The organism is Micromonospora sp. DT233 (assembly GCF_049841815.1).
Taxonomy (GTDB): Bacteria; Actinomycetota; Actinomycetes; order Mycobacteriales; family Micromonosporaceae; genus Micromonospora.
In genome coordinates this window covers 244,367-260,473 of record NZ_JBNCLB010000004.1, presented here as the reverse complement: position 1 = coordinate 260,473, position 16,107 = coordinate 244,367, and the positions used below count along the sequence as shown (strand labels likewise).

The window sequence follows — 16,107 nt, the reverse complement described above, 5'->3', positions numbered from 1 at the left end:
GGCTAGGCTCGACGACGTGACTGCACGGTTACCGATCTTCCCCCTCGGGACGGTGCTCTTTCCCGGCCTGGTGCTGCCGCTGCACATCTTCGAGGAACGCTACCGGGCCCTGGTGCGTCACCTGGTGGCCCTGCCCGACGGCGTGCCCCGCGAGTTCGGGGTGGTGGCGATCCGCTCCGGCTGGGAGGTGGCCCCCGCGCCGGGCCGGCCGGCCCTCGGCGACGGCAAGGTCACGCTCCACGAGGTGGGCTGCACCGCCGAGCTGCGCCAGGTGACCGAGCTGGACGACGGCGGCTTCGACATCGTCACGGTGGGGCGGCGGCGCTTCCGCGTCACCGACGTCGGCGAGCGGGCCGAGCCGTACCTCACCGCCGAGGTGCGGTGGCTGCCGGAGCCGGGCGGCCCGGACGAGGCCGCCGCCCAGCTCGCGGCCCGGGTGATCGCGGTGTTCCGGCAATATCTGGGGCTGGTCCGCGCCGACCCGGAGCAGATCTCCGAGCAGCTTCCGGAGGACCCGACGGTCCTGTCCCACCTGGTCGCCGCGACGGCCATGCTGACCACCGACGACCGGCAGCGGCTGCTGGCCGTCGACGACACCGCCGCCCGGCTCCGCGCCGAGCTGCGGCTGCTCAACCGCGAGGTGGTTCTGCTGCGCCAGGTGCGGGCGGTTCCGGTGCCGCTGTCGGAGCTGGCGACCCCGCCGGCCCCGAACTGACCCCCGGCCCGGCGGGGTGCGGCCACGCGCCCGGCGGCACACCCTCACCGGCCAGGACCGGCGGCCCGGCGGGGGTCCAGCCCGGGTGGGGCTCCGGCTGGGGCTCCGGGCGCAGCGACGGCCAGCGGGACCAGCCGGCCAGCAGGGTGTACGTCACGGCCACGGCGAACGCCGGCAGCAGCAGGTTGCCGTACGGCACGGGGAGCACCTCGAGGAGCCGGTGCACGCCCCCGGCCCGCAGGTCGGCGGGCTTGGTGAACGCCTGCCCGTCCGGCGCCTCGACCAGCAGCCGCTGGAACGTCGACAGGCCGACCCGGCGGCCGACCTGCCAGGCCACCGGCGCGGCCCCCAACCCGCCGAGCACCCCGGCGAGCAGCCCGACCGGGCCCCGGCGGCGGCGCAGCAGCACCCACAGGGCCAGCGCGGCGAGCACACCGAAGCCGAGCCCGAGCAGGCTGAACCAGCCGTCCGCGGCGATCGGCTGCTCCGGCTGCGGCTCGGCGTAGACGGCCCCCGCCGGGGTCTTCACCACCGGGGTCCCCGGGGCGAGCGCCGCCCAGAGCAGCCCCAGCGGGACGCCCGCGACGCTCACCGCCACCGCCACGGCCAGCACCAGGGCGACCAGTCGGCCCGGCCGGCGCTGGGGGCGGGCCACGGCGCCGGGGTCGGGACGGTCGACGGCCCCGGCATCATCGGGACGGTCGACGGCCCCCGGATCGGGGCGGGTCGACGCGTCGGCCGGGGGTGCGGGGCGGTCGGGATCGGAGGTCTCCGGGCTCACCTCGTGATCCTCTCAGGCGGACGCCCGTACCGGGGCGTCGGTGCCACCGGCGGGCATCTCAGGCGCCGAAGGGTGCCAGCATCGTCGACGCCGCGATCAGCCAGGCCTGCCGGGTCTCGGGCTGGAGCTGGTCGTACTCGATCGAGGAGCCGGTCTCCAGCGCCGGGTCGTACGGCACCACGGCCACCGCCCGGGTACGGGTGGCGAAGTGCCGTTCCAGGTCGTCCTGCAGCGGGGAGCGGCCCGGGGTCGGGCAGGAGATCAGCGTGACCGCGTTGTCGGCCAGCTCGCCCATGCCCACCTCGTGCAGCAGGTCGAGCATCCAGTCCGCGCTGAACGCGGCGTCCTCCCGGGGCACGGTGGTGACCACGAGCTGGTCGGCGGCCTGCATCACCGTCCGCCAGTTGGGGCTCTCCACGTTGTTGCCGGTGTCCACGCAGACCACGTCGTGGGTGCGGCGCAGCAGCTCCAGCACCCGCTTGACGGTGAACTGGTCCAGCCGCTGGGCGAACCGGGGGCTCTCCTCGCCGGCCAGCACGTCGTACGAGCCGTCGGAGGCGTGCCGCAGGTAGTCGTCCAGGCTGGCCAGCAGGTCGGCGCCCTCCCGGATCTCGATGTGGGCCAGGTCGCTGATCAGGTGCCGGATGGTCCGGGCGTGCCGGGCGCTGCCGGCGCGCAGTCCGAGGGTGCCGCGCAGTTCGTTGTCGTCCCAGGCGAGCACGCCCCGGCCCCGCACGCTGCCGACGGTGGCGGCGGCCAGCACGGTCGCGGTGGTCTTGTGCACCCCGCCCTTGGGGTTGGCGAAGGCGAGCACCCGGGGGCCGCCCAGCTCGCCGCGGAGCACCCCGGCGGCCCGCTCCACCTCGCTCTCCGCGCCCTGCCGCCGCCACTCGACGCGGGCCGGGTAGCCCCGGTCGACCACCGCGGGCGGCCCGGCCGGCGCCTGGTAGACCGGCTCCACCTGGTACGCGGGCTCGGCCTGATATCCCGGACCCGGCTCGTACGCCGGCTCCGGCGGCGGCTGGTACGCCGGCTCCGGCGGTGGCTGATACGCCGGCTCGGGCGGCGGCTGATAGGCCGGCTCCGGCGGTGGCTGGTACGCCGGCTCGGGCCGGTACCCGCCGCCGTCGAGCAGCGCGTACCGCGACTCGGCCGGCGGGTCGGACCGGTAGCCGTCCTCCAGCGCGGCGTACCGGGACTGCACCGGCGGGGCCAGGTCGGAGCGGCGCACCGGCTCCAACTCGGCCCGGCCCGGCTCGGCCCGCCAGGCCGGCTGCGCCGGGTAGGACGCCCCGGGCTGGTAGGTCGGCTCGACCGGGTGGGTCGGCTCGGGCGGGTAGGCGGGCTCCGGCGGGTGGGCCGGCGCGGCCGGGTACACCGTCGCGGAGTGGTACGTCGGCGCGGCCGGGTACGTGGGGGCGGGCGGGTACGCCGGCGGGGTCTGGTGGGTCGACTCGGGCGGGTACGCCGAGCCGGACCGGTACGTCGGCTCCGCCGGGTAGGTCGGCTCGGGCTGGTAGCCGGGCTCCACCGGGTACCCCGGGTCGACGCGGTAGGCCGGGTCCACCCGGTAGCTCGCCCCGGCCCGGTAGCCGCCGGGCGGCGACCCGGCCGGGTAGCCGGGGTCCGCGCCGTAGGGTGCCTCGGCGGACCCGATCGCCGCCCGCCCGGCGTAGCCGTTGGCGGACGCGCGGCGGGGCAGCGTCTCCGGGGCACCCGGTGCCGCCTCCTCCGCGCGGTGGTCGGCCTCGGCCTGCTCCGCGGTGCGACCGCCGTGCCGGGCCCGGTCGAGCAGCGCCCGCCATCGCGGTGCTGGCTCGGCGGGCCGACCCCAGCCGGACTCCGTGCCGTCCAAGGCTCGCCCTCCCAGCGCCATCGATCTCCGCCTGACAGGCTACGAACGAAACCCTATTCGGACCACACCGGTCCGCGCACATCCTGGTCGGTCTTTGTCACCGGGACACCTCCCGTGGTGGGCCGCCATCCGCCTCCCGGTGGCCCGCCACGCCGGGCCGGGCGGGCGGCCACGCCGCCGGGTTCGCGCTCGGTGGGGGCCGTGACCACCATGGGTGCCGTCGCCGGGGCCGGCCCGGAGGCCGCAGCCTGCGGCGCCGACGTGTCGACCGTCACTGTCGGCGTCGGCGTCGGGGTCGCGCCGACCCCCGCCGGTGCCGCTTCCGACGTATCGGCCATTTCCGGCGAGGTGGTCGCGCCCGGGCCCGGCCCCGGCCCCGTGTCGGCCGGCGGGCGGGCCACGTCGCGCTGCTCGGGCAGCGGCGGGGTGAGCACCGTGCGGTCCAACCGGCGCAGCTCGGGGGCCGGATCGACGGCCCGCGCCCGGGGCCGATCGGCCAGCGCCCGCAGCGCCTGCGGCATGCCCCGCACCAGCGCGGCGTACGCGCAGGCGCAGCCCGCCCGGTACCCCGCCGCCTCCCCCGCCGCGACCTGCGCGCCCGTCAGGTACCCCCGGCGCAGCTCGGGGTCGGTCGCGTCGGCGGCCCGGGTGCGCTGGTCGGCGGCCTCGCGGTCCTTGCGGTCGGCGACGCCGGCCATGGCGGCGGTCACGTCCCCGGGCAGCCACTGCGCCGGCAGCCGGACGATCTCGGTCTGCCGGCCCGGCAACGGCACCCGGGCCACCACCTCCGCCACGGCGACGCCGTCGAGCAGCGCGGCCAGCCCGTCCGGGGCGACGTACGCCGAGAACGACACCAGCGCGTACGTCTCGGCGGCCGGCAGCGCGGCCAGCTCGGCGGCGGCGGCCCGCAGGTAGCCGGGGATCGGGTCGCCGGTGGCGATGCCGACCCGGGTGACCTCACCCACCGTGCGGTCGACCGGCGGGGCGTCCCGGCGGCTGCCCCAGCCGGCGGCCAGCAGCACCGCCGCCGCCGCCAGCAGGGCGGCCGGGACGAGCCACCCGGGTCGACGGCCGACCCGCCCACCCTCGGCGGGCGGCGGGCCGTCGGACGGCGGCGGTCCGGCAGCGCGCACCGGGCGGACTCCCTCCTCGCAGGGGGCCTGGGAGGGGCGTCGGGTCAGTCGCGCAGGACCCGCAGCGCCCCTTCCAGGTCGTCGGGGTACTCGCTGACGAACGTCACCTGGTCGCCGGTGCGCGGGTGCGCGAAGCTCAGCGAGCGGGCGTGCAGCCACTGCCGGCCCAGCCCGAGCCGGGCCGAGAGCGTCGGGTCCGCGCCGTAGGTGACATCGCCCACGCAGGGGTGGCGCAGGGCGGAGAAGTGCACCCGGATCTGGTGGGTCCGGCCGGTCTCCAGCCGCACGTCCAGCAGGCTCGCCGACCGGAACGCCTCGATGGTGTCGTAGTGGGTGATGCTGGGCTTGCCGCCCGAGACCACCGCCCAGCGGTAGTCGTGGTTCGGGTGCCGGTCGATCGGGGCGTCGATGGTGCCGCGCGACGGGTCCGGGTGCCCCTGCACCACGGCGTGGTAGCGCTTCTCCACCTCGCGGTACTTGAAGGCCCACTTCAGCGCGGTGTACGCCTGCTCGCTCTTGGCCACCGCCATGATCCCGGTGGTGCCGACGTCGAGGCGGTGCACCACGCCCTGCCGCTCGGCCGCGCCGCTGGTGGAGATGCGGTGCCCGATGGCGGCGAGGCCGCCGATCACGGTCGGGCCCGTCCAGCCGGGGCTGGGGTGGGCGGCCACGCCCACCGGCTTGTCGACCACCACGATGTCGTCGTCGGCGTAGACCACCCGCAGGCCGGGCACCGCCTGCGGCACCGCGCTCGGCGGGGCGACCGGGGCGGGCAGGGTGACCTCCAGCCACGAGCCGGCCTTCACCTTGTGCGAGTTGGGCCGCGCCGCGCCGTCGACCAGCGCGTCGCCGGCGTCGACCAGGGCCGCGGCGGCCGTGCGGGAGAGCCCGAAGAGCCGGGACACCGCCTGGTCGAGGCGCATGCCGTCCAGCCCGTCGGGCACCGGCAGGGAACGCTGGTCGCCGCCCGCGGCGAACCCGGCGCTCATGCCCGCTCCCGCTGCGCGGCCGGGGCCTGCTCGTCGGTGGCCTTCGCCTTGCCGAGGCGGGAGCCGTCGCGCTGGCGGCCGGTGAGCTCCAGCACCACGGCCAGCACCACGCCGCAGACCAGGGCGCTGTCGGCCAGGTTGAACACCGGCCAGACCTGACCGTACGGGTCGAAGAGGCTGATCATGTCGACCACGTGGCCGACGAAGTGACCGGGGGCGCGGAAGATCCGGTCGGTCAGGTTGCCCAGCGCCCCGCCGAGCACCAGGCCCAGGCAGATCGCCCAGGGCACCGAGCGCAGCCGGACCGCCATCGTGCAGATCCACCCGATCACCACGAGGGTGATCAGCGGGAAGATCCAGGTGTGGTCGGCGCCGATGCTCCACGCCGCGCCGCTGTTGCGGGTCAGGCTGAGGTAGACCGCCCCACCGAGCAGCCGCACCGGCTCCCGGTCGCTGAGGGCGAGCAGGGCCAGGTGCTTGGTGAGCAGGTCGGCCAGGAACGCCACCAGGGCGACCCCGACGAGGATCACGACCGCCCGGTGCCGGGGCCGCGCCCCGCCCGACTCGGCGGTGCCCGGCCCGGTCCCGGCGGGCGGCGGTGTTGCCGTCATCTGCTCCCCATCGACGCTCTCGGCGGTGATCGCTCACCGTCTGATCGGCCGGGGAGCGCCGATCAGCGCCGCTCCTCCAGCTGCTTGCACTTCACGCAGAGGGTCGCCGCCGGGAAGGCGGCGAGCCGCTCCACCGGAATCGGGTCGGCGCACCGCTCGCACCAGCCGTAGCCGCCCTCGTCGAGCCGCTCCAACGCCCGCTCGACCTGCGTGATCCGTTCCCGGATGCTGTTGGCGAGTGAGATCTCCTGCTCCCGCTCCAGCGTCTTCGTGCCGGTGTCGGCCTGGTCGTCCCCGGCCGAGTCCGTCAGTCGGCCGCGCTGCAGCTCGGTGATCTCGCTCAGCGTCTGATCGTACTCGGCGCGCAACTCGTCACGCCGGGCCGCCAGGGCCGCCCGGATCTTCTCGGTCTCGGCGGCGCTGCGGGTGGCCTTGGCCACCGGCTTGCGACCGGCGGTCCTGGTGTCGGCTGGCTTCGCCATCGTCGCTCCCTCGCGCCGCCGCGGCACTGCCACGGCCCTGGACAGGGGTCACCGGCCCGGCGACCCCAGGTACAAAACGGGCGCGCGGCAAAGCTGCGCCGCGCACTCCGGAGATTGGCAAGAATACGGAACGTACAGGCGTCCGACAACGTGCCGCACCGTCGCCCCGTCATTCCGCCCCGAAAGCCCTCAAATGGGCAAAGGGAACGCTAGCAGGTCAGCTCGCATGATCCTCGCCGTACTCGCCAAACCACCGGGCCAGGCGGCCCCGCCGGCTGACCGCGCGCAGCCGCCGCTCGGCGGCGTCGCGCACCCCGGCCGTGGCGACGATCAGCAGGTTGTCGCCGGCCTTCAGCCGGGTGTCCGGCGCGGGCACGAAGCCCGTCCCGTCGCGCAGCACCAGGGTCACCGAGGCGCCCACCGGCAGCCGCAGCTCGTCCACGTGCACCCCGGCCAGCCGCGACTGCTCGGGCACCTGCACCTGGAGCAGATCCGCGCGCATCCGTTCCAGCGGCGCGATCTCCACCCGGATCTCCGCCGGCTCCGCCGGGGCGGTCACCCCCAACCAGCGGGCGGCCGGGGCGAGGGTGCCCGCCTGGAGCAGGGTGAAGATGATCACCAGTACGAACACCACGTCGAAGAGCCGCTCCGCCCCCGGCACCCGCTCCGACAGCGGGATGGTCGCCAGCACGACCGGCACCGCCCCCCGCAGCCCCGCCCAGGACAGGAAGCCCTGCTCGCGCAGGCCGAACCGGAACGGCGCGGCCGAGACCGCCACCGACAGCGGGCGAGCCGCCAGCACCAGCGCCAGCCCGGCGACGATCGCCGGCAGCAGCGCCGCGTCCAGCCGCCCCGGCGAGGCCAGCAGCCCGAGCAGCACGAAGAGCCCGATCTGGGCCAACCACGCCAACCCGTCGGCGAAGCCCAGGATGGCCTGCCGGTGCGGCAGCCGGGCGTTGCCCAACAGCACCCCCGCCACGTAGACGGCCAGGAAGCCGGAGGCGTGCAGCACCGCGCCGGCCGCGTACGCGAGGACGGTGAAGCCGACCACCGCGATGGGGTACAGCCCCGCCGACGGCAGCGCCGCCCGGCGCAGCGCCGCCTTGCCGGCCAGCCCGGCGGCCACCCCGATCGTGGCGCCGACGCCCAACTCGTAGCAGAGCAGCAGTACCTCGTACCACCAGGCGTGGCCGGCCTCGTTGGCCGAGCGGGACAGCAGCACCACCAGCAGCACCACCGGGGCGTCGTTGATGCCGGACTCGGCCTCCAGGGTGGCGACCAGCCGGGGCGGCAGGCGCAGTCGGCGCAGGGTGGCGAAGACCGCGGCGGCGTCGGTCGAGGAGAGCACCGCGCCGTAGAGCATCGCCAGCCGCCAGTCCAGCCCGAGCAGCAGGTGCACCGCCAGGCCGACCACCAGGATGCTCACCACCACCCCGACGGTGGCCAGCACCGAGACCATGCCGAGCACGGGCCGCAGGGTGCTCCACCGGGCGGTCAGCCCGCCCTCGGCGATGATCACGACCAGGGCGCAGAAGCCGAGGGTACGGGTCAGCTCGGCGTCGTCGAAGCGAATGCCCAGCCCGGACTCGCCGATCGCCACGCCGAGCGCGAGGTAGACCAGGAGGCTGGGCACGCCGAGCCGGGTGGAGAAGCGGACCGCGCCGACCGCCACCAGCAACACCGCGGCGCCGAGCAGCAGGCTGAGGTCGAACCCGGGAGTCATGCGGGCCCGATGTGGGCAGCCCTCATCGGGCGGATCCGTCGCGCAGCAGGCGTAGCGCCTCGGCCAGCGCCGGCGTCGGACGGTCGATGACGAAGAGCTTGTCGCGGCTGGCCGCCCCGGCCCGCAGCGCCACCGCCGCCGGCCGCACGCCGAGCGCGTCGGCCAGCGCCCGCCGGGCCGCCTCGGTGGCCCGGCCGTCGACGGGTGGGGCGGTCACGGCGATCACCAGCGCGGGCCCGTGCGGGCCGTCGTGCCGGCCGCCGACGCGCACCCGGGCGGTGCCCGGTTTCACCCGTACGGCGACGGTGAGCGAGTCGTCCATCGGGTCAGAGCGGGTTGGCGTCGGCCAGCAGGGCGGTGTCCGGGGCGCATCGCGCGCACGGGGTGAAGCCCAGCCGCACGGCCTCGGCCACCGGCAGCGGCTCGGCGTCGCGGCCGAACAGGTGCGGGCAGTCGGCCAGGTGGTAGCGGGGTCGCCCGTCGACGACCTGGACCTCCGCGTCGAGCCCGGCGACCAGCGCCGCGTCCGCCGGGGACACCCGCAGGACGGGCGGCTCGTCGGCCGGCCCGGCGGCATCCTGCGCCCCGTCCGGGTCGATCGGGTCGACATACGGGTCGACGTACGGATCGGCGCGGTCGGGCCGGTCGGCCGGATCGGCGAGACCGACCGGGGTGCCCCGGTCGACGTACGGATCGGGAGAGTCGGAGTACGGATCGGGAGAGTCGGAGTACGGATCGGGAAAGTCGGGGTACGGATCCGCGAGGCCGCGGTACGGATCGGCGGCCGGGTCCGGTGAGCCCTCGTCGACCCGCAGGTCGTGTCGGCCCGGCCCGACGACCGACGGCCCGGGCGGTTGCCGCCACCCGGGCTCGTCGGTGTCGATCGTCGGTGGAACGTGTTGGACCGGGATGTCCGGCCCGGCCGCGACGGTGGCCCCGAAGTGCGGGTCGTCGCCGGCCGGTCGCCGACGCACCCGCGTCGGGTCCGGGTCGGACCGCTCGGCTGCCGCCCGGGTGGCGGCCGCCTGGCGGGCACCCACCACCAGCGCGACGGCGGCCAGCAGGCTGGCCGCGATGGACGCGGTCAGCAGCACGCTGGAGCCGCCGGTCAGACCGATCACCAGAAGCACGACGGCGACGAGGATGAGCAGCAGGCTTGCGAGTATCACGGCTCACCCCCGCCGCGTCGGATTCAGGTTGGCACGGTCGGCGACCACTCTTTTGACGGTCGCCGGACCGGGATCAGCGGCCCGACTCCAGCGCGCCGGAGCGACCGCCACCGTAGGAGCCGGCGAGGCCGGCAGCGGCCGCGAGGCCGTTGCTGCCACCGACGGCCCGGCTGCCCTCGCGGGTCATTTCGGCCTCCAGCCCCTGGCCCTTACCGTCGAGGTCACGCAGCTGGCTCTCCAGGTACGCCTTGAGCCGGGTGCGGTACTCCCGCTCGAACTGCTTGAGCTCCTCGATGTGCTTCTGCAACGCGGTGCGCTTGGCGTCCAGGCCGCCCATGGCCTCCTGGTGCCGCTGGCGGGCGTCGCGCTCCAGGGCGTCGGCCTTGACCCGCGCCTCGCGGGTGACCTCCTCGGCCTTGGAGCGGGCCTCGGTGAGCAGCTGGTCTGCCTCGCGACGGGCGTCGGAGACGTGGTCGTCGGCGGTGCGCTGGGCCATCATCAGCACCCGCAGCGCCTGCTGCTCGCCGTCGCCGGCCGGGGCCGGGCCGCCCTGGACGCGGACCTGCTCCAACTCGGCCTGCATCGCGCGGGCGGCCTGCTCGGCCGCCGCCTTGTCGCGCTGCACCCGGTCGAGCTGGGCCTTGACGTCGTTGAGCTCTGCGGCGAGCCGGGCGTCGCCGCCGGGACCGGCGGGGGCACCGCCACGGCCACCGCGCTCCACCTGGGCGCGCAGCTCGTTGTTCTCCTCGATCAGACGGGCGAGCTCGCGCTCGACCTCGTCCAGGAAGGCGTCAACCTCCTCCTCGTCATACCCCCGCTTGCCGATCGGCGGCTTTTTGAAGGCGACGTTGTGGACGTCGGCCGGGGTCAGCGGCATCGAAACTCCTCGGGTCAGTTGCGGCCGCGTAGCGGGCTGGGCCTGCGGGTGTTCACCCGAGGATCAACCGCTTCAACACGAACTCCATTAGCACGAACAGGATAACCAGGAGCACAAGGGAGGCCAGGTCGATGCTCACGGTACCAATTCGCAGCGGAGGGATCACACGCCTCAACGCCTTGAGAGGCGGATCAGTGACGCTCCACACGGATTCCAGTCCTGCCGTCGCTCCCCGTCCGGGTTGCCAACGCCGCCCGTACGCCAGGACCGCGCTGAGGACAAACCGGGACAGAAGAAGGATCAGAAAGACATACAGAATCAGGTACAGGACTTGCAGCAGGATCGACAACACAGCAGGCGACGTCCCTCTGTCGGGCGGGTTAACTCAGGCTGAAGAACCCGCCCTCGGCGATCTTGGCCTTGTCCTCCGCGGTGACCTGGACATTGGCTGGTGAGAGCAGGAACACCCGGTTGGTCACGCGCTCGATCGTACCGCGCAGGCCAAACGCCAGCCCGGCGGCGAAATCAACCAGTCGGCGGGCGTCGGCCTCGTCCATCTCGGTCAGGTTGATGATCACCGGGACACCGTCGCGGAAGTGCTCCCCGATGGTGCGGGCCTCACGGTACGTGGTCGGGTGCAGCGTGGTGATCTGGTACCGCTGCTCCTCCTCGACCGGCGCGACCCGCTCCCGAGCCGTGGACTGCGGGGCCAGGGCCAGGTTGTCCCGGGTGTGGTACGACAGCGGGCCCGAACCGTCGCCGCCGGAGTTGCGGGTGATCGACCGCACGCTGGAGCGGTCGGGGCGCTCCCGTTCGGCCCGCTCGCCCCGCTCCGGGCGATCGGGGTCGCCCCGGTCGGAATCCCCCGACCGGCCGGCGGCGCGGTCGGTCAGCCGACCCCGCTCCCCCACCCGGGGTCGAGGCGTCGGCGGCTCGTCCGCGTCGTCGTCATCGTCGTCGGCGAACTCCTCCGCGTACCGGCCCTGCCGGTACCGCGACTCGCGGTAGCTGCCCTTGTCGTAGCCACCGTCGTCGTAGACCCGCTCGTCGTCCTCCTCGACGAGACCGAGCCAGACCCCCGCCTTGCGCAGTGCACCCATCCCGCGCCCTTCCGTCCGCCGTGCGGCACGCGCCCCCGTGCCGTGTCGCTTCCCGCGGGTGGACAACTGCCCACCGGACCGGAGCGGCAATCCCCCGGCCCGCGATTCGCGTCGCGGGCCGCGCCCCCTAGCGTCGGGACCGCCGCACCTGAAACAACACTGATGTAATTTGCTTCTCTTGTCGTCAGGCTACCGCAGCGTGGAACGCATTCCGAGCAACGCGCTGCCGACGCGGACAAGTGTCGCGCCGTACCCGATGGCGATTTCCAGGTCCCCGCTCATCCCGGCGGAGAGCGCGACCGCCTCGGGATGCGCCGCCCGGAACTCGCCGGCCACCTCCGCCAGCCGGGCGAACGCCCGCTCCGGCTCCCAGCCCAGCGGGGCCACCGCCATCAACCCGGCCAGCCGCAGCCCGGCCGCGCCGGCCACCGCCTCGGCCACCGGGTGCAGCCCGGCGTCGGCGTCGGCGACACCGGGCAGCGCGCCGCCGCGCACCGGGTCGCCGTCGATGCTGACCTGGATCAGCACGTCCAGGGGACGGTCCCGGCCGGCCACGGCGGCGTCGCCCAGCGCCCGGGCCAGCCGGACGCTGTCGACCGACTGCACCACGTCGGCGTACCGGACGACCGAGCGGCACTTGTTGCGCTGCAACCGCCCGACGAAGTGCCACCGCGCGCTCGCGCCCGCGGCGGCCACCTCGGCGGCCTTGCCGGCGGCCTCCTGGTCCCGGTTCTCCCCCACGTCGGTGACCCCGAGCCCGGTCAGGGCCAGCACGTCGGAGGCCGGGTAGGTCTTGGTGACGGCGACCAGGGCGACCTCGGCGGGGTCCCGGCCGGCGGCCGCGCAGGCGTCGGCGATCCGGGACCGGACCCGGGTCAGCCCGGCCGCCAGCTCGGCCCGGCGCTGCGGGCCCACGATCGGCGACGGGTCGGACATCGCGGCGATCAGGAGCCGTTCTTCAGGAAGTCCGGCACGTCCACGTCGTCGAAGAGCAGCCGGCGCGACGACTGGGACGGCGCGGGCATGGCCGCCGGCGGCGTGGTCGGCGCGGCGGGCTGGGCCGGCTGGTTGCGGTTGGCCTTCGGGCTCGACTCGGCGGCCTTGTACGCCGGCGTGCCGCTGTCGAAGCCGGCCGCGATGACGGTGACCCGCACCTCGTCGCCGAGGGCGTCGTCGATGACCGCGCCGAAGATGATGTTGGCGTCCGGGTGCGCCGCGTCGGTGACGAGTTGGGCCGCGTCGTTGATCTCGAACAGACCGAGGTCGGAACCGCCGGCGATGGAGAGCAGCACGCCGCGCGCGCCGTCCATGCTCTGCTCGAGCAGCGGGCTGGAGATGGCCGCCTCGGCCGCCTCCACCGCGCGGTTCTCGCCCCGGGCGCTGCCGATGCCCATCAGGGCGCTGCCCGCGCCGCTCATCACGCTCTTGACGTCGGCGAAGTCCAGGTTGATCAGACCCGGGGTGGTGATCAGGTCGGTGATGCCCTGGACACCGGAGAGGAGCACCTGGTCGGCGGTGCGGAACGCGTCCATCATGCTGATGTTGCGGTCGCCGAGCGCCAGCAGCCGGTCGTTCGGAATGACGATCAGCGTGTCGCACTGGTTGCGTAGTTCGTCTATTCCCGCCTCGGCCTGCACCTGGCGGCGCTTGCCCTCGAACGAGAACGGCCGGGTCACCACGCCGATGGTCAGCGCGCCGAGCTTGCGGGCGATGTTCGCCACCACCGGCGCGCCGCCGGTGCCGGTGCCGCCGCCCTCGCCGCAGGTCACGAAGACCATGTCGGCGCCCTTGAGCACCTCCTCGATCTCGTCGCGATGGTCCTCGGCGGCGTTCTTGCCGACGTCCGGGTTGGCGCCCGCGCCGAGCCCCCGGGTCAGCTCGCGGCCGACGTCCAGTTTGACGTCGGCGTCGCTCATCAGCAGCGCCTGCGCGTCGGTGTTGATCGCGATGAACTCGACGCCCTTGAGCCCAACCTCGATCATCCGGTTGACGGCGTTGACGCCGCCACCCCCGATGCCGACGACCTTGATGACCGCCAGGTAGTTGTGCGGAGGTGTCATCTCCGGTCCTTTCCCTTCGAGATTGGCATGGGCCGACCCCACACGGCTTTGCCAGACCAGCACCGGCAATCAGCTTGCCCCGGAAGAGGTCGAAGCTGAACCCTCACCCTCTACTAGAGGCTTACGGTTATGTCAACTACTGATCCTCTTCGGGGCAACGTAAGCGGCCCCACGCCCGGAGCCAAGGACCCGCCCGGCGTGTCGCCGCCGGAGAGGGAGATGCCTCACTCCCGGACGCTCCCACCGGCCGCCCCTCCGACGAACGGCTGACCGGCCGGTCACTTGAAGGTGACCACCTCCGGGGCGCTGACGTCGATCGTGTCGGCCTTCCGACCGAGCAGGGCGGTGGCCACCCGGGCCTTGTCCCCGGCCCGGGTCGCGTCCCCCCAGATCACCGTCCGCCCCTCGCGCAGCCGCAGGCTGATCCGGGCCAGCCCCGCCACGTTCACCTCCACCAACTGAGCGCGCAGCTCGGGGGTCAGGGCGGCCAGCACCTCCAACCCGGCCCGGGTGCCCGGATCGTCCGGGCCGGGACGACCCACCCGGACCACCGGCAGCCCCTGGGGCTGCTCCGGCAGGGAGCGGAAGGCCACCCCGAAGCGGTCGACCACGGCGAACGCCTCCCCCTGCGGCACCACCGCGGCGGGCGTGCGCTCCACCACCCGCACCACCAGCGTGCCCGGCCAGTCGCGGGTCACCGTCGCCCGCTCCACCGGGGCCAGCCCGGCGACCCGCCGGGCGGCGCCGGCCAGGTCCACCGTGGCCAGCGGGTGGTCGTCGGGCACCCCGGCGGCCTCCCGCACCTGCACCGCGCTGACCAGGTCGGCACCCTCCACCCGCACCTCACGCACCCCGAACAGGCCGGTGCCGAGCACCGTCCAGGCGACCAGCCCGGCCAGGGCCAGCACGCCGGCGCCCACCGCCCAGGGCAGCGCCGCGCGCATCCGGCGCTGCCGGGCCCGGGCCATGAAGCGCCGGGTCGACGGCGGCACCGCGTCGGTGCCGGCCCGCACGAGGTGCCAGCGCCGCGCCGGCCCGCGCCGGCCGCCGCCGGACTCCGCGCCGGCGGTACGGCCGCGCGCCGGCCCGGGGCTCATCCGAGCGTGGCCGCCGGGCCGCCCGGCTCGACCCCGGAGGGCGCACCGGTACGGGCCGCCAGGGCGGCCACCAGCTCGTCGCCGAGCAGCGAGATCGGCGGGGCGCCCATGGTCACCACGACGTCGCCGGGGCGGGCCCGGCGGACCACCTCGGCCGGCGCTTCGTCCCAGGAGTCCACGAAGACCTTCCGGTCGGCCGGCAGCGGCACCGCCTCGATCAGCGCCGCCGAGCCCTCCCCCGGGGCGCGCAGCTCACCGGGGCCGAAGACCTCCAGCAGCACCAGCTCGTCGGCGAGGCCCAGCGCCGCGGCGATCTCCGCCTGGGAGTCGCGGGTGCGGTAGAGCCGGTACGGCTGGAACACCACGATCAGCCGACCGTCGCCGGCCACCTCGCGCAGCGTCTGCAACGCCAGGGTCATCGAGGTCGGGTGGTAGGCGTACTCGTCGTAGAGCAGCACGCCGTCGACGACGCCCTTGCGCTCGAAGCGCCGCCGCACCCCGGGGAACGTCCCGAGCGCGGTCTCCGCCGCCTCGACCGGCAACCCCAGCAGGTACGCGGTGAGCACCGCCGAGGCGCTGTTGAGCCCCATGTGCCGCCCCGGAACCGGCAGCCGGATCTCGCCCAGCGAGCGGCCGTCGATCTCGGCGAGGTAGCGCACCCCCTGCGCGGAGGAGACGATGTCGCGCAGCCGCAGGTCGGCGTCGGCCGCCTCGCCGTACGTGTGCACCCGGCGGCCCTCGGCCCGCAGCGTCTCGGCCAGCCGCCGCCCGCCCGGGTCGTCGGCGCAGGTGACGATGAAGCCCTCGGGGTCGGTGAGCCGGGCGAATTCGGCGAACGCCGCCTCCAGGGTCGCCAGGTCCCCGTACGTGTTCAGGTGGTCGGCCTCGACGTTGGTGATCAGCGAGACGTACGGGCGGTAGATGAGGAACGAGCGGTCGCTCTCGTCTGCCTCGACCACGAAGTGCTCGCCGGTGCCGTGGTGCGCCCCCGAGCCGACCTCGGAGATCTCCCCGCCGATGACGAAGGACGGATCCACGCCGGCCTGCTGCAGCACCATCGTCACCATCGAGGTGGTGGTGGTCTTGCCGTGGGTGCCCGCCACCGCCACCGTGCGCCGGCCCGTCATCGCCGCGGCCAGGGCCTCCGAGCGATGCAGCACCCGCAGCCCGCGCCGGCGGGCCTCCACCATCTCCAGGTGGTCCTGCGGAATCGCCGAGGAGTAGACCACGGTGTCCACGCCGTCGAGGTTGGCCGCCTCGTGCCGGGAGTGGACGGTGCCGCCCAGCGCCCGCAGCCCGGCCAGCGACGGCCAGTCCCGCAGCTCGCTGCCGGAGACCGGCAACCCCCGGGTGAGGAAGAGCCGGGCCAGCCCGCTCATCCCGACCCCGCCGACCCCGATCAGGTGGATCCGGCCCAGGTCCTCGGCCGTCAGCGTGCCGGCCGGGGTGAACTGCGCGGTGTTCATGACAGGTGCCTTCCGGTCGCGACGGCCGCCCCACTCACCGTGCCGCCTC

General features: G+C 74.9%; 16 protein-coding genes and 2 pseudogenes. 1 reads left to right on the top strand and 17 read right to left on the bottom strand.

Annotated elements, in window-relative coordinates; translation table 11 throughout:
* Positions 1-16: 16 nt before the first annotated feature.
* Positions 17-715 (top strand): LON peptidase substrate-binding domain-containing protein, encoded by a 699-nt coding sequence (locus ACLQ2V_RS12290; RefSeq protein ID WP_425718556.1) that lies wholly within the window; start codon positions 17-19, stop codon positions 713-715.
* On the opposite strand, the gene ACLQ2V_RS12285 is transcribed toward ACLQ2V_RS12290, so the two are convergent.
* The 17 genes and pseudogenes from ACLQ2V_RS12285 to murC all read right to left on the bottom strand — a co-directional run bounded on the left by ACLQ2V_RS12285 (position 630) and on the right by murC (position 16,058).
* Entirely contained in the window at positions 630-1,496 is an 867-nt protein-coding gene (locus ACLQ2V_RS12285) for a DUF2567 domain-containing protein (protein WP_425718555.1), read from the bottom strand. The two genes, ACLQ2V_RS12290 and ACLQ2V_RS12285, sit on opposite strands and share 86 nt — an antisense overlap.
* Positions 1,497-1,554: 58 nt before the next feature.
* Positions 1,555-3,372: an AAA family ATPase gene (locus ACLQ2V_RS12280; RefSeq protein WP_425718554.1), complete on the bottom strand. Its 1,818-nt coding sequence runs from the start codon at positions 3,370-3,372 to the stop codon at positions 1,555-1,557.
* 32 nt (positions 3,373-3,404) lie between these two features.
* Positions 3,405-4,484, bottom strand: coding sequence for a hypothetical protein (locus tag ACLQ2V_RS12275; RefSeq protein ID WP_425718553.1), 1,080 nt, complete (start codon positions 4,482-4,484; stop codon positions 3,405-3,407).
* 44 nt (positions 4,485-4,528) lie between these two features.
* Positions 4,529-5,473, bottom strand: coding sequence for an RluA family pseudouridine synthase (locus ACLQ2V_RS12270; protein WP_425718552.1), 945 nt, complete (start codon positions 5,471-5,473; stop codon positions 4,529-4,531).
* A complete protein-coding gene (lspA, locus tag ACLQ2V_RS12265; protein ID WP_425718551.1) occupies positions 5,470-6,084 on the bottom strand; it encodes a signal peptidase II in 615 nt (204 codons plus the stop codon). Before lspA ends, ACLQ2V_RS12270 begins: the two co-directional genes overlap by 4 nt.
* A gap of 62 nt (positions 6,085-6,146) precedes the next feature.
* Positions 6,147-6,566 carry a TraR/DksA family transcriptional regulator gene (locus ACLQ2V_RS12260; protein ID WP_425718550.1) on the bottom strand — a complete coding sequence of 140 codons (420 nt, stop codon included), beginning with the start codon at positions 6,564-6,566 and terminating at the stop codon, positions 6,147-6,149.
* Between the two features lie 217 nt (positions 6,567-6,783).
* A complete protein-coding gene (locus tag ACLQ2V_RS12255; protein ID WP_425718549.1) occupies positions 6,784-8,289 on the bottom strand; it encodes a potassium/proton antiporter in 1,506 nt (501 codons plus the stop codon).
* A 22-nt stretch (positions 8,290-8,311) separates the two neighbouring features.
* Positions 8,312-8,611, bottom strand: a complete 300-nt coding sequence (locus ACLQ2V_RS12250) for a DUF167 domain-containing protein (protein ID WP_425718548.1) — start codon at positions 8,609-8,611, stop codon at positions 8,312-8,314.
* 4 nt (positions 8,612-8,615) lie between these two features.
* Positions 8,616-8,849: pseudogene (locus ACLQ2V_RS12245) on the bottom strand (hypothetical protein); the annotation flags it as partial.
* 219 nt (positions 8,850-9,068) lie between these two features.
* Positions 9,069-9,458, bottom strand: a pseudogene (locus tag ACLQ2V_RS12240) (hypothetical protein); the annotation flags it as partial.
* Positions 9,459-9,531: 73 nt separating this feature from the next.
* Positions 9,532-10,335 (bottom strand): DivIVA domain-containing protein, encoded by an 804-nt coding sequence (locus ACLQ2V_RS12235; protein ID WP_425718547.1) that lies wholly within the window; start codon positions 10,333-10,335, stop codon positions 9,532-9,534.
* Between the two features lie 52 nt (positions 10,336-10,387).
* A complete protein-coding gene (locus ACLQ2V_RS12230; RefSeq protein WP_425718546.1) occupies positions 10,388-10,687 on the bottom strand; it encodes a YggT family protein in 300 nt (99 codons plus the stop codon).
* Between the two features lie 28 nt (positions 10,688-10,715).
* A complete protein-coding gene (locus tag ACLQ2V_RS12225; protein ID WP_425718545.1) occupies positions 10,716-11,435 on the bottom strand; it encodes a cell division protein SepF in 720 nt (239 codons plus the stop codon).
* Positions 11,436-11,624: 189 nt separating this feature from the next.
* Entirely contained in the window at positions 11,625-12,371 is a 747-nt protein-coding gene (locus ACLQ2V_RS12220) for a YggS family pyridoxal phosphate-dependent enzyme (protein ID WP_425718544.1), read from the bottom strand.
* 8 nt (positions 12,372-12,379) lie between these two features.
* Positions 12,380-13,495, bottom strand: coding sequence for a cell division protein FtsZ (gene ftsZ, locus ACLQ2V_RS12215; protein WP_425718543.1), 1,116 nt, complete (start codon positions 13,493-13,495; stop codon positions 12,380-12,382).
* 278 nt (positions 13,496-13,773) lie between these two features.
* Positions 13,774-14,592: a cell division protein FtsQ/DivIB gene (locus ACLQ2V_RS12210; RefSeq protein ID WP_425718542.1), complete on the bottom strand. Its 819-nt coding sequence runs from the start codon at positions 14,590-14,592 to the stop codon at positions 13,774-13,776.
* Positions 14,589-16,058, bottom strand: coding sequence for a UDP-N-acetylmuramate--L-alanine ligase (gene murC, locus ACLQ2V_RS12205; protein WP_425718541.1), 1,470 nt, complete (start codon positions 16,056-16,058; stop codon positions 14,589-14,591). The genes ACLQ2V_RS12210 and murC overlap by 4 nt, the downstream gene beginning before the upstream one ends.
* Positions 16,059-16,107: the final 49 nt, after the last annotated feature.